We start from the raw sequence: 14,832 nt of genomic DNA, 5'->3' as shown, positions 1-14,832 counted from the left end.
CGGCGCGCCGACACCGTTTGCGATGTGGCTGGGCGCGGGCTCCCCGGAGTTGTGGAGTTCTCCCGATCGAGGACGCCGGCCACCCCCAGATGAGCATGGAAGGGATGACGTTGATGGAGATCAACGCCGGCGATACCGCCTGGGTCTTGGCTTGCGCCGCCCTGGTGATGCTGATGACACCGGGCCTGGCTTTTTTCTACGGCGGCATGGTGCGCGTGAAGAGCGTGCTGAACATGATGATGATGAGTTTCATCACCATCGCCGTCGTCACCGTCCTGTGGGTGCTGGTCGGTTACTCGCTGACGTTCGGCGGTGACAACGGGCACGTGATCGGCAACTTCTCGGAGGTCGGGCTGAAGGGCCTGATGGCGCCCGAGGCGATCAGCGGCACCACCCCTGAACTCGCCTTCGTCGCCTTCCAGCTGATGTTCGCGATCATCACCCCGGCGCTGATCTCGGGCGCCATCGCCGACCGGGTGACGTTCCGCGGCTGGATCGCGTTCGTGGTCGGCTGGACCTGCCTGGTCTACTTCCCGGTCGCGCACTCGGTGTGGTTCCTGGACGACGGCGCCGGCGGCTGGATCGGCGACAAGCTGAAGGCGATCGACTTCGCCGGCGGTACGGCGGTGCACGTGAACGCCGGTGCGGCCGCGCTGGCCCTGGCCATCGTGCTCGGCAAGCGGGTCGGCTGGAAGAAGGACCCGATGCGGCCGCACAGCCTGCCGCTGGTGCTGCTCGGCGCGGCGCTGCTGTGGTTCGGCTGGTTCGGCTTCAACGCGGGCTCCGCGCTCAGCGCCGGCAGCACCGCCGCCATCACCTTCGTGAACACCCAGGTCGCCACCGCTGCCGCGGTCATCGGCTGGCTGATCGTCGAGCGGATCGTGCACGGCAAGGCGACCACGCTGGGCCTGGCGTCCGGCGCGGTGGCCGGTCTGGTCGCGATCACGCCGTCCTGTGGCGCGGTCAGCCCGGTCGGCGCGCTCATCCTCGGTGTCTTCGCCGGCGCCATCTGCGCCTTCGCGGTCTCGCTGAAGTACAAGCTGGGCTTCGACGACTCGCTCGACGTGGTCGGCGTGCACCTGGTCGGCGGTCTGTTCGGCTCGCTCGCGATCGGCCTCCTCGGCACCGCCGCGGCGCCGTCCGCGGTCGACGGCCTCTTCTACGGCGGCGGCGCGGGTCAGCTCGGCCGGCAGGCGCTGGCCAACGTGGCTGTCGCGGTCTACTCGTTCGCGATCGCGTTCGTCCTCGGCAAGATCATCGACAAGACCATCGGCTTCCGCCTCAAGGAGGAGGACGAGGTCACCGGTGTCGACCAGGTCGAGCACGCGGAGACGGCGTACGACTTCCTCAGCGCGACCGGCCTGCGCGGCGCCCTGGGCACCCGCCCGGCGCCGGCCGCGGCCGCCGTCCAGGACAATGGCTCCACCGAGACGTCCGAGAAGGAAGGTGCGAACGCATGAAGCTGATCACCGCGGTGGTCAAGCCGCACAAGCTGGAGGACGTCCGGGCCGCGCTCGAGACGTTCGGCGTCACCGGCATGACCGTCTCCGAGGCGAGCGGCTACGGCCGCCAGAAGGGCCACACCGAGGTCTACCGCGGTGCGGAGTACGAGGTGGACCTGGTCCCGAAGGTGCGGCTCGAGGTGGTCGTCGAGGACAGTGACGGCGCCGATGTGGTCGACGTGATCGTCAAGGCCGCGCAGACCGGCAAGATCGGCGACGGCAAGGTCTGGGTGACCCCGGTCGAGACGATCGTCCGGGTCCGCACCGGTGAGCTGGATGGAGACGCGCTCTAGATGAGTGACCGGGCAGAGCAGCGGCGCGCCCGGGCCGAAGAGGCCGACGCGCTGCTGTACCTGCTCCTCTCCAAGGCCTGTGACGCCCTCGGTGTACCCACCGAGGGCGTTGCCCTGGTCGCGGTCGGCGGCTACGGCCGTGAGGAGCTCTCGCCGTACAGCGACCTCGACGTGATGCTCCTGCACGTCGAGGGGTACCCGCGGCTGGACGAATTGGCCGCCCAAATCTGGTACCCGCTGTGGGACTCGCGGACCAAACTGGACCACAGTGTTCGGACGGTCGCGCAGGCCCGACAGGCCGCGACGGACGACGTACGCGTCGCGCTGGGCCTGCTGGACGCGCGCCACGTCGCTGGGGACTCACACCTCACCCTGCAGCTGCGGTCCGTGCTGATGGCCGACTGGCGGCGGACGGCGAAGACGCGGCTGCCGGAGCTGGCGAAGGCGTGCCGCGAGCGGGCCACCTCGGTCGGCGAGCTGGCGCACCTGGCCGAGCCGGACCTGAAGGAGGCGTACGGCGGGCTGCGGGACGCCGTCGTACTGCGTGCGCTGGTCGCCTCCTGGTTGATCGACGTACCGCATCCCGTGGTGGAGCGGACACGGCGGGATCTGCTGGATGTCCGCGACGAACTGCATGCCGTGACCGGCCGCGCTACGGACCGTCTGGTGGCGGACGTGGCCGGAGAGGTCGCCGCCGGGCTCGGCCTGAGCGGGCGGGACGAGCTGCTGCGGCACGTGTACGAAACCGGCCGCACGCTCGCCTACGTCTGTGACATGTCTTGGCGTCGGGTGGAGAGCCTCCTGACCCGCCCGCCGCGGTCGCGGCGGCTACAGCGGACCGGCGGGCCGTTGCTGGTGGCACTCGACGAGGGTGTCGGGCAACACGAGGGTGAAGTCGTGCTGATGCCGGATGCGCGGCCAGAGCGGGACGCCGTCCTCGGTCTGCGCGCTGCCGCGGTCGCTGCGGACCGAGAGCTCGGTCTGTCACCCGCAGTCTGCAATCGACTGGCCACGAAGGCGCTGGCGCTCTCTGAGCCCTGGCCTGGTGAGGCGCGCCGGTTGCTGTGCGCTCTGCTCGGCGCGGGCAGCGGCCTGCTCGAAGTCTGGGAGGCGCTCGACCAGGCCGGCTACATCTCGCGCATCCTGCCGGAGTGGGACACCGTGCGGTTCCGGCCGCCGCAGTCCGCGATCCACCGCTTCACCGTCGACCGGCACCTGTTGGAGACCTGTGTCGAGGCGGCCAAGATGGTGCGCGACGTACGCCGTCCGGACCTGCTGCTCGTCGCCGCACTGCTGCACGACCTCGGTAAAGCCGTCGACGGCGACCACAGCGTTACCGGAGCAGTCATCGCAGCGCGCATCGCCCGCCGAATCGGCTTCAACGAAGCAGACGCGGACACCATCACGCTTCTCGTCCGGCAGCACCTCATGCTCGCCCAGGTCGCCACCCGCCGTGATCTGGACGACCCGATGACCGTCGACCTCGTGGCCGGCATCGTCCGCGACACCGAGACGCTCGACCTGCTGGAGGCCCTCACGTACGCCGATGCCCGCGCGGCCGGCCCAGCGGCCTCGTCGCCCTGGCGCATCCGCCTAGTCGGCGAGCTGTGCCGCCGAGTCCGCGGCGAGCTCTCCGGCGGCCAGAGCATGTGGACTGACACCCCGCCGATCCCAGTCCCCGCGCTGCACCAGGTCGTCGGCATCGGCGGCCTCGGCGTCGCCGTCACCGACCACCACGGCGACCTGCGCGTCAGCGTCGCCGTACCGGATCAGGTAGGCACCCTCTCCACCGTCGCCGCCGTCCTGGCTGTCGAACGCCTTGCAGTCCGCGCCGCCGTAGTCACCTCCGTCGACGGCCTGGGCATCTCCCAATGGACCGTCGCCGGCTCCCCACCCGACCCAGTCCGCCTTCGAGACCGCCTGGCTGTCGCCCTCCGCGACAACACCGATCTGGTCCGACGCCTGGCCGCCCGAGACTCCTCTGCCCCCCGAGTCGCCAGCCGCGTAGATCTCCTCCCCGGCGCCTCCGAAACCGCCACCGTCCTCCAAGTCCGCGCCCACGACCGCCCTGGCCTCATGTACGACGTCACCTCCGCCATCGCCGCCACCGGCGCCGACATCCGCTCCGCCCACGTCAGCACGCTCGGCGCCGAATGCGTAGACGTCTTCTACCTCACCGACCGCCACGGCTCCCCCCTCGAAGCAGAAGACGCCCGCACCACCGCCAAAACCGTCCTGGATCGCTTGAGCTCCTGACTACCGCGGCGCGAAGGACCAGCGCTGGCATTTACCGCCGTGGTAGAACCAGGTGATCACCTCGGTCGGGATGTCAGGCCGGCATCCGGCGACGTCCAGCGACATCCCCGTACTCACGGCGACGACGCTGTAGGTCCCGCCGGGTGTCGGCTCGATCCGCCACTTCTGGCAGTCCGATCCGTCCACCGGGAACAAGTAGACCGTTGCTCTGGGCAACCTCGAACATCCCTGAATGGTCAGCGGATGACCGGAGGTCGGGTCGACGATGCGATAGATGTCGTCACCCAGCGAGTCCAGCTTCCAGGCCTGGCATTTGCTGCCCTCGACGATCTCCCACATCCGGACCTCGCTCTCCGGCCCGGTCCGGCAATCGGTCACGTCGAGGACCGCCGGGCCGGTCGCGGCCGTCGTCCGGTAGCGCTCGTTCGCCCCGCCGAGCTGAGTGGCGTTGAAGGCGGGCCGCAGAATCCATTGCTGGCTGGTCGCCTGCCCACAGGTCTTCTGGGTGGCCGGCGCCGTGTCGTCGAGCCGCGCCTTGTCGACATCAAGACACTTCCCGCTGTGCGCGAACTTGAGCTGAACGACGGTGTCGTACGCGCTCCCGTCGACGTAGTCGAACGTCACCTGCTGCCAGGCGAACGGATCGCCCTGACCGCCGCCGCACGGGTACTGCACGATCCGTGTGTCGTCGTCGGTCCTGCCCTCGAACACGTCCGCGCACTTGATCGGCCCGTCGTCGACCGCGGTGTGCACCGGCCGCACACTGTACTGATCGGTGCCCGGCACCGGCATCAGCCGAAAGCGAGCGTTCAGCTCGACCGGCAGACAGCGGTACTGGATGAGCTCTCCCAGGTCGGCTGTACTCGCGTGATGCACATTGAGGCATTTCCCGCTGTTCTTGTTCACCAGCTCGTACTGCCGGTGCTCGATGTCGAACTTCGGACCGGTGACCGCTCCGACCGCCCCGGACCACGTTTTCACCTTCCCGGCGAATGCCGTACCGGTGGACCGCAGCGTGTACACCTCACGGTCGCCCTCACCAACGGCGTACAGCAGCCCCACGTCCTCCTTCCGGTCACCGTCGTAGTCACCGGTCACCAGGGTCGTCCGCGCCAGCGCCAGCCCATCAGTTCGCTGCCACTCCGACCGGGTCAGTTTCGACCCGTCCGAACGCAGTACCAACACACTTGCCTCGGACGGCGCCAACTCGTACAGAGCAACGATGTCGTCCCGTCCGTCTCCATCCGGATCAGCCACGGCGAACCGGTTCTTCTCCCAACACACCTGCCCGGCAGCCGAGTCGTACACCGTCGTCGGCGTACCGAACGCCGACCCGGTCGACTTGTACAGATCCACCGTGGTCCGGCATCCGGTGAGGTTCCGGACGCTGAGCAGATCGGCCTTGCCGTCCCCATCGACATCAGCGATCAGCGGCGTGCTGTTCGACCACGGGTTACCCGCAGCGGACCGAACCCACCGGACCGGCGTCCTGAACCCGTCCGACGACCGGAACACGAGCGCCTGCCAGTCATCACCACTACCCGCCGTCTGGACGACGATGTCGTCCTTCTGGTCACCGTCGACGTCTCCGGCCACCACTCGCGCCGTAGCCAGCGACCAGTCGGCCGAACTCGTCATCCACGACGCCTCCGGGTTCAGGTACGTGTTGCCGTCAGCCGGTAGCGGGTACAACCACATCCGCTGCCCAGCGCCAACCCGGAACACAGCCATGTCGCTGCGCCCGTCCCCGTTGAAGTCGCCCTGCACCGGCTTCACCTTCGCCAGCGAGAACCCTGTCCCCTCACCGGTGTCCCACGTCATGACGCCAGGGTGGAAACCGCTGCCGGTAGAGGTCAGGTTCCAGATGCCGGTCCGGCCGAACCCGTGATCGAAGACCGCTGTCACATCTGCTTTGCCGTCACCATTGCTGTCCGCCCGCACCCGCGCCGGTGTGACGTCCGAAGCGGCTGCTTTGGCATCCCAGCCCTTTCGGGTCTCGCTGACGTTGCCGGCCCGGTCGACCGCCTGGACGTACAGCCGCAGCGCCGCGGGTAGTCCGGGCTGCGGGTGGATGGTCAGTGGGATGACCGCCGAGCCGTCCGCTGCCGCCTTGACCCGGTTGGTCAGCACATCGGCGTTGTCGGTGCCGTAGCGGTACTCGACGATGTCTGTCTCGGCCGGAGTGCCACCGGGGCGGAACGTCACGGTGCCGGTCGTCCGGACCTTGATCGGGCCGGTCGTGCCATCCGGGAAGTCGGTCGAGCTGACTCGCGGAACCTCCGGCTGTGCGGTGTCGATGACGAAGTGGCACGGCGGGGTCTCCGGGCTGCTCGCGTCTGCGGTGTCGGTCGTCACGGCGGTGTAGCTGTAGACCTGCCCGTCGTTGAGGACTCCGGCCGGCACCTCGGGCCAGGTGAACGCCGCTCCGCTCACGGTCGGGCCGATCGACGACTCGTGGACGACGGCGCCCCCGGCGTCCCGGACCCGGAGCCTGGTCGTCACGTTGTCGCCGAGGTCAGGGTCGTTGGCCACTGCGGCCCACTGCGGCCGCGTCGTGTTCACCCGGGCCGGCGCCGTCGAAGTACCGCAGGGGAGCGGCCGGCTGAAGGTGAGGCCCTTCGGCATCTTGGGTGTCGAGTTGTACTTCACCGCGAGCAGCGCGGTGTGCGGGTGGAACTTCTTCCACTGGTTCTGCGCCACGGCGCTGGTGGTCTCGTTGGGCGCCTTCAGCCCCAGCGAGATGCCCGGCCGGCGGCCGTCGGCCGCGGCCTGGACGATCTGCTGGAGACCGCCGCCGAACTCCATCGGGTTGTCCTCGTGCTCCGGCCAGGCCTCACCGTTCTGGGTGTCCAGATGACGCTGCCAGTACCCGCTGGTCGTGCCCCAGTGCAGGCCGCGGTTGCTCGGGTCCAGATCGTTGACCTGCCACAGCTCGACCGGGGTCGCGGTGGACGTCGGGGTCTTGTTGAGCGTGATCCGGAACGTTGCGGACAAGATGGTGGTACCGCCGAGGCTCTGCGTCCCGCTGCTGGTGTTCATCAAGAACATCGACCGGTACAGGTTGGCGGTGTCCCGGTAGGCCCGCCCGACTTTCGCGCCCTCGTCATCGCGGTCGTAGGTCCAGCCGTCCACCTGCCCCGAGCGTTCGTTCACATGCAGCCAGTCGACCGCCGTACCGGCGAAGGACGGGTCGATGAACAGCGGGAACTTCGCCTTCGGGTCGCTGAGCAGGCCCAGCTCGGGGGTGAGCCGGAACTGGCCCGGCACCTGCTGGATCCCGACCCGGGCGGTCCGCTGGGCGGCGTCCCACATCCGCGGCGGCTCGGCGGTGTAGAGAGTCTTCCCTGCCGGTGTCTTCGCGACGGTCGTACCGTCGCGGCGGACGTCGAGCCGCACGCCGTCCGCGGTCACCGGGTAGTTCAGCCTGCGCAGCGCCGGGTTGCGGGCCGCGTCGCGGCTCTTCACCACCAGCAGGTGCGAGAACCGGTCGACGCCGACCCGGACCTGCAGATCGACACCCGGCAGAACCTCGGCGTACGTCGCAGTGTCGCCGGCCAAGCTAGGCGCAGGCAGCCGGCCGGGCCAGCCGAGGCTGAGGGCGGCGCCACGGCAGCCGATGGTGAGCAGGTGTCGCGACCCGCCGCCGGACAACGCGATCGGCAGCACGGCGGCCTTCGGACGGATCCGCCCGTCCCGCTCGCGAACGAGCGTTGGGTCGACAGCCACCCAGTCGGCGCCGCGGCGGACGCGAACCGGCCCTGCGTGTTGCTCCATCGTCTTGGTGCCGTCCGGGTTCGCGAACACCTGGCCGGTCTCGGAGCGCAATGCGGCCAGCTCGACCGGCCGTCCGGTTCGACGGGCGGTCGCCATCGCGCGCGCCTCCGCGCCGCCGTCCTCGACCGCGACGAAGCTCCCGGGTCTCGTTGCCTGGGCACCCGATCCGGACGCCGCCCGCGCGGCGTCGTTCCGCGCGGCGACCGGTACGACGAGCAGCCCGGCGGCCAGCACCAGCGCGGCGGTCAGTCTCGGCAACCTGTTCGAACCTGGTTGCATTGTGCTCTCCTAACGGTGCCCCCAGGCACCGGGGGCCCAGCGTGGACTGTCGCACGCGATCACCCTCCGGCGCCCATGTTTCAGTCCTGGCCGAAGGGGTCTTCGATCCTGGTCGAAGGGCTTCTCCATCGATAGAAAGCCCTGTGAGCCTGGCAGCTTCTCAGCTGCCTGCTCTGGAGGCCCCGATGACCACCCGATTGCCCAAGGCATCATTTGCCCGAGCGACGATCGCGCTGGGACTAGCCGTCTCACTGTTGCTCGGGGATCAGCAGCACGGCCTCAGCGCCGCAGCTGCCACCCGTCCCGATCCCAAGTTCACCCCGACGAAGTTCGACTCGATCGAGGGGCGGACGGCCAAGGCCGATCCCCGGCCCGCCGATCCGTCCGCGAACCGGGCCGTCCGCTCCGCCCCGGTCGTCCGCTGGCCGGCCGCCGGGACGGCGGAGGTCGCCGTGCCGGCGCCGGACGCGAAGGGCACTTGGCAACTTGCGCTGAACGGCGGCCGGGTCACCGACCGGGCCAGGGCCGGCGCGCTGCCGATCTGGGTGGGCCCGACCCGGGCGGCGGCCCAGCAGAAGCTGCGATCCGGGACCACCGATGCCCCCGGCAAGGTTCACGTGGAGCTCCTCGGGCGCCGCGGCAACGCGCTCGAACTGAAGGTCAGGCGGACCGACGGGCCGGCGAAGTCCGGCCAAGTGGCGCTCGCGGTCGACTACCGCGAGTTCCGCGACGCCTTCGGGGGCGATTGGGCCACTCGCCTGCGATTCACCCACCGGCGCAGAGGTCGTACCGTGGTCGTCCCGACCCGTAACAACGGCAACGGCGAAGCGATCGCGGACCTCCCGGTCAGCGCGCAGACGCAGACCTTCCAGCTCGCGGCCGGTCCGTCAAGTGGCGCGGGCGACTACAAGAAGGCTGCCGACGAGGGCGCCGCGACCTGGTCGATCGGCGGATCCTCGGGTGACTTCGAGTGGAAACAGCCGCTCAAGGTGCCGCCGCCGGCCAACGGACCGGTCCCGGAGATGGCGCTGACCTACTCGTCCGGTGGTCTCGACGGGATGTCGTCGGCGTCCAACAATCAGCCGTCGACGATCGGCCAGGGATTCAGCCTGTCCGGCGGCGGCGCGATCGAGCGCCGGTTCAAGCCGTGCTCGAAGGACGGCGAGGAGGGCAAGGGCGATCAGTGCTTCGCCGGTGACAGCCTCAACGTCTCCGTGGCCGGCAAGTCCGGCTCCCTCGTGCTGGAGAGCCGGACGCAGGAGCGCGAGGTCTGGCGGATGCGCGGCGACGACGGCTCGGTGATCGAGCGGCTGTCCGGCGCCGAAAACGGGGACCAAGGCAAGGAGGTGAAGGACCGCGGCGAGTACTGGCGGATGACCACGCCGAACGGCACCCAGTACTACTTCGGCCTGAACCGCCCCGACGGCTGGACCGACGGCAAGGACACCACGAACTCCACCTGGACGGTCCCTGCCTACGGCAACAACTCGGGTGAGCCGTGCCACGGCAGCAGCTTCGCGGACTCCTGGTGCCAGCAGGCCTACCAGTGGAACCTCGACTACGTCGTGGACAAGTTCGGCAACACGATGACGCTGTTCTACGAGACCGAGACCGGCCGGTACGCCCGGAACGCCGACAAGACCGCGGTCACCGAGTATGTCCGCGCGGGCAACCTGAAGCGGATCGAGTACGGCCAGAAACACGGCCAGGTCTACAGCCGGCAGCCGATCGCCAAGGTCCACTTCGGGATGGCGGAACGGTGTGAGCCGGCGCCCTGCGGCCCCGGCCAGCAGGAGCGTTACCCCGACACCCCGTGGGACCAGAACTGCACCGGGACGACCTGCGAGGACCACCTTTCGCCGACCTTCTGGACGCAGAAGCGCCTGGACCGCGTGAGCACCCAGGTCTGGCGGCAGGCGACCGGCAAACACGAGGACGTGCAGGCCTGGTCGCTCCGGCAGGAGTACCTGCGCGGTGACAACAGCAGCCCGGCACTGTTCCTGAAGGAAATCATCCCGGTCGGGCTGGTCGGCGGCCGGCCGCTGCAGATGCCGGCGACCGTCTTCGACGGCGTCGCGATGGCCAACCGGGTCGACACGACCAGCGACAAGGTGCCGCCACTCGAATGGTTCCGGATCGCCGCCGTCCACAACGGAATCGGCGGATCGGCGGCTGTCACCTACGAGGCGATCGATCCGGGCTGCAAGCCGACCGGTCTCCCGGCCGCGGACAAGAACACCCTGCGCTGCCGGCCGCAGAAATGGGCGCCGGAGAACTCCGAGCAGCGCGAGGACTGGTTCCACAAGTATCGCGTCGCCAAGGTCGTCGAGACCGATCGCACGGTCTCCGCATCGGATCCGTGGCAGGCGCCGATCCCGCAGGTGACCACGGTTCGCTACCTCGACAAGCCGGCCTGGCGTTTCGAGGAGCAGGACGTCGGTACCGACCTGAAGGAATCGACCTGGTCGCAGTGGCGCGGCTACGGCAAGGTCCAGGTGATCAAGGGGCACGAGCAGGAGACCAAGACGGTCACCGACAGCCTCTATTTCCGCGGGATGGACGCCGACCGGGACGCGAACGGCCAGCCGACCGATGTGAAGATCGAGGACTCCCGCGGTGTCAAGGTCGACGACACCAACGAGTACAGCGGCCAGGTCCGCGAGCAGATCAGCTACCGCGGCGCCGAGGTGACCTCGAAGCTGATCAACGATTACTACTTGTCGGCGCCGACTGCGACCATGAAGCAGCCCTGGGGCACGCTGACCTCGAACCGGTCCGGCCAGCAGGCGTCGGTCCAGTTCATGCAGTCCGACACCGGCCTGGTCCAACTCGGCACCGAGAACCGGTACGACGATGCCGGTCGGCTCACGGCCAAGGACGAACGCCACGGCCCGGGCACCGCGGACGACACCTGCACGCGGTTCACCTACGTCGAGAACGCGGCCAAGAACCTCCTGGAGCTGCCGGCCCGGCAACAGGTCGTGTCGAAGTCGTGTGACGCCACGTTCGGGAACGCCGACGTGATCAGCGACGAACGGCTGTTCTACGACAACGCCACCACCGTCACCGCCGAGCCGGAGCGGGGGCTGGTCACCCGGGCCGAGCGACTCGCCGGTTTCGACGCTGCCGGACAGCCGCGCTACGAGCTCGTCCACACCGCGACGTACGACGGCGCCGGCCGCGAGACCAGCCGGACCAACGCGATGAACGAGACGGTGTCGAAGAAGTTCTTTCCCGAAACCGGGCCGGTGACGAAGATCGTCGACCGGGCGCCGAACGGTCAGGAGACCGTCACGGAGCTCGAGCCGGCCTTCGGCGCCACGATCAGCACGACCACGGCGAGCGGCCTCCAGGAGTCCCGCGAACTCGATGCTTTCGGCCGGGTCGCCAAGGCCTGGAACGCCGGCAGCCCGCGATCCGGCGCGGCCGACCTGGAGTACGAGTACCTGCTCCGTGACAACGGCGCCACCGTCGTCACGACCAAACGCCGTGTCGACGGCGAGGTCAAGGACATCAGCCACGACCTGTACGACGGTCTGAACCGGCATCGCCAGACCCACGAGCGCACCCCGACCACCGGCACCGGCTGGCTGGTCACCGACCACCGCTACGACTCCCGTGGCAACGAGGTCAAGGTCAACGGCCCCTACTTCACCAGCGTGCTGGCCGAGCTCGAGCTCAAGACGGTCGACGAGGCCACCCTCCCGAAGCAGGAGGTCAAGACCTTCGACGCGGCCGGCCGGCCGCAGGCCCAGACGGTTCGGTCGCTGGGCAAGGACAAGTGGTCGGTGCTGCACGACGTGAACACGTACCGGCAGACCGTGGACCCGCCGGACGGGCAGACCCCGACCGCCCGGATCACCGACCCCCAGGGCCGGCTGACCGAGCTTCGGCACTATCGATCCGGTTCGCCGGCCGGCGCGTACGACAGCACGAAGTACACCTACTGGCCGGGCGGCCGGATCAAGACCGTGGAGGATGCCGCAGGCAACAAATGGACCTACAAATACGACCTGCAGGGCCGCAAGATCGAAGAGAGCGACCCGGACAGCGGTATCACGCGTAACGAGTACGACGCTGCCGACCGGTTGATCGCGTCAACCGACTCCCGTGGCCGCAAGATCGTCACGGCGTACGACGTGAACGGTCGTAAGACCGCGCTGCACAAGGACTCGTTGCAGGGACCGAAGCTCAGCGAATGGACCTACGACACGCTGGCGCCCGGAATGCCGACCGGCTCGGCCCGGTTCGTCACCAGGGACGGCGTCACCTCGGCGTACCGGACGGAGATCACCGGGTACGACGGGGCCGGTCGACCGACCGGCACCAAGGTCACGATCCCGGCCGCCGAAGGCAAACTGGCCGGGACGTATGCGATCGGCCAGACCTACGGCGACGCCGGTCAGCTGAAGACCCGGACGCTCCCGCAGGTCGGTGACCTGGCAGGCGAGACCCTGAAGTACAGCTACAACCGCAAGGGGCTGCTGAACGGGCTCAGCGGTCAGGACAGCTACGTCCGGGATCTGAGCTACACCCCGTTCAAGGATGCGAACATCCTGACCTTGGGGACGGCGAACGGGCCGTACGTCCAGCAGAAGTTCGGCTACGACAAGGTCACCCGCCGGGTGAACCAGGTGACGGTCGACAAGGAGCTCGCGCCGGAGCGGGTGTCGGACACCTATTACGAGTACGACCCCGGCGGCAACATCACGAAGGTCACCGATCTCGCGCCGAACGGCTCGGGCGCGGCGACCGACACGCAATGCTTCGGCTACGACCACCTGCGCCGGCTGGAGAAGGCGTGGACGCCGAAACCCTCGCCCGACAACGAGAGTGGTGACTGCCGGGCGCCGCCGTCCGTCGCGAACCTGGGCGGACCCGCGCCGTACTGGCAGCAGTGGACCTTCGACAAGATCGGCAACCGCAAGACCGAGGAGCGGATCTCCGCCGCCGGCACGACGACCAGCACCTACGAGTACGGCACCGCCAAGCCGCACGCGGTGACCTCGGTGCAGACCACCGGTCCGAACGGAACCAGCACCAAGACGTTCGGCTACGACGAGACCGGCAACACCACCAAGCGCTCCGACGAGGTTCTCGAGTGGGACGATCTCGGCCTCCTGGTCGAGACCCGCAAGGGCGACAAGAAGACCGGCGCGGTCTATGACGCGGACGGTCAGCGACTGCTCCGCAAGGACTCCTCCGGCACCACCCTGTACATCGGCGAGACCGAGCTCCAGCTGGACAAGGCGGGCGCCAAGCTCACCGGCACCAGGCACTACGCCCTCGGCGACCAGATCGTCGCCGTCCGCACCGGCGGCAAGCTGAGCTGGCTGCTCAGCGACCTGCAGGGCACTCCCAACACAGCGATCGACTCCGTCACCCAGACCGTCCAGCGCCGCCGCAGCACGCCGTACGGCGAAACCCGCGGCGCACCCCCGGTCAACTGGCCAGGACAACGCGACTTCCACAAGGGCATCAGCGACCCGGACACCGACCTTGTCCACCTGGGCGCCCGCCAGTACGACAAGAGCATCGGCCGATTCCTCTCGGTCGACCCGCTGATCGACAACACCGACCCCCAGCAGATGCAGGGGTACGTCTACGCCAACAACAACCCGGTCAGCTTCGTCGACCAGGGCGGCACCAACCCGGTGATGATCGTCGTCCCCGTGGTCCGGATCGTCATCCAGCTCGTCCAGATCGTCGTCTCGATCGTCGAACTGGTCGAAGAGACCCGCATGGTCGAACAGGTCCAGACGGTGGTCGACTCGGTCTGGAGCTTCTTCGCGATGCTCTGGCAACAGATCGAGCGGGCGATCATCATCCTGGTCGCCATCGTCGTCCTGATCTACAAGACGCTCGAGTACATCGCCGAACAGGTGTACACGATCACCGAGATCGCCTACGAGACGATCATGCGGGACACGCCCAAGGTCGTCGAGGCGACCAAGAGATCGAATTACGTCCCCGCCGATCCCAAGGAGAAGGCGAAGCAGGCCGGTCAGTCGAAGAAGGACGAAGCCTACGCGGAGAGAACCAGAGCCGACCCGAAGCAACCCCCTCGGCCGGGGCGGGAGCACGACGACGAGGACGAGAACCTGTATCGCGGCGTCGACCCGGCGAAGGGGCCGGCCGCTCCCCGGCTCAATGTGGACTACAAGATGCAGCCCGACGGCGTGCACATCATGAACAACCGGGGGATCTCGGTCGACACCGACGCCGATTTCCTCCGCCTCCGGAACCTGGAACCCTGGATCGTGGACAAGACGTCCATCGATCCACGGCTCGAGGTTCGCCGAACATCCACGAGACCGAGCCATTTCGAGGTGGTGCCGAGAGCAGGGACACAGATGACCGAGCAGACTTACCACAGTCTCATCGCCCAGATACGTCTTACCCCGAACAAGTAGGAGCCGATGACCATGCCCGACACCCCGGCCTCGTGGAGACTGGAACCCATCGAGCTGTTCGAGAGCAGCGACTGGGACATGTTGGAGAGCCGCGGGATCCTGATGGGCGTGCAACTCGTTCATGGTGACCGGAGTTTCCCGGTAGTTCTCTACGACCACGTCCGGATCGCACAGGATGCCGAGGTGGAGACGCTCAGTCCCGATCCGTATTACGAGGCCAACGTCATCATCGTGCGCAACCTGACCAAGGAGACCGCTGAGGCGGCCGTCGCGCGGTTGGGCGAACTGGGTGCGTTCGACTGGATGTTGAAGTGA

6 protein-coding genes are annotated in these 14,832 nt (G+C 68.4%); 5 read left to right on the top strand and 1 reads right to left on the bottom strand.

Going from position 1 to position 14,832, the window contains the following annotated elements; translation table 11 throughout:
- Window positions 1-104: 104 nt before the first annotated feature.
- From HPO96_RS26175 to HPO96_RS26165, 3 genes are read left to right on the top strand one after another with little or no spacing between them, the layout of a single operon-like run.
- A complete protein-coding gene (locus HPO96_RS26175) occupies window positions 105-1,460 on the top strand; it encodes an ammonium transporter (RefSeq protein ID WP_171677001.1) in 1,356 nt (451 codons plus the stop codon).
- Complete coding sequence (locus HPO96_RS26170; RefSeq protein ID WP_171677000.1) at window positions 1,457-1,795, top strand: P-II family nitrogen regulator; 339 nt, start codon at window positions 1,457-1,459, stop codon at window positions 1,793-1,795. Before HPO96_RS26175 ends, HPO96_RS26170 begins: the two co-directional genes overlap by 4 nt.
- A complete protein-coding gene (locus tag HPO96_RS26165; RefSeq protein ID WP_171676999.1) occupies window positions 1,796-4,051 on the top strand; it encodes a [protein-PII] uridylyltransferase in 2,256 nt (751 codons plus the stop codon).
- Here the strand turns inward: HPO96_RS26165 and HPO96_RS26160 are convergent, their stop codons facing one another.
- Window positions 4,052-8,083, bottom strand: coding sequence for an RICIN domain-containing protein (locus HPO96_RS26160; RefSeq protein WP_171676998.1), 4,032 nt, complete (start codon window positions 8,081-8,083; stop codon window positions 4,052-4,054).
- Between the two features lie 206 nt (window positions 8,084-8,289).
- Here HPO96_RS26160 and HPO96_RS26155 point away from each other — a divergent pair, with 206 nt between their 5' ends.
- On the top strand, window positions 8,290-14,517 hold the full coding sequence (locus tag HPO96_RS26155) for an RHS repeat domain-containing protein (protein WP_171676997.1): 6,228 nt from the start codon (window positions 8,290-8,292) through the stop codon (window positions 14,515-14,517).
- Window positions 14,518-14,523: 6 nt separating this feature from the next.
- Window positions 14,524-14,832, top strand: a complete 309-nt coding sequence (locus tag HPO96_RS26150; protein WP_171676996.1) for a hypothetical protein — start codon at window positions 14,524-14,526, stop codon at window positions 14,830-14,832.

The organism is Kribbella sandramycini (genome assembly GCF_013131805.1).
GTDB lineage: Bacteria > Actinomycetota > Actinomycetes > Propionibacteriales > Kribbellaceae > Kribbella > Kribbella sandramycini.
This window is presented reverse-complemented; position numbering and strand designations above follow the sequence as displayed.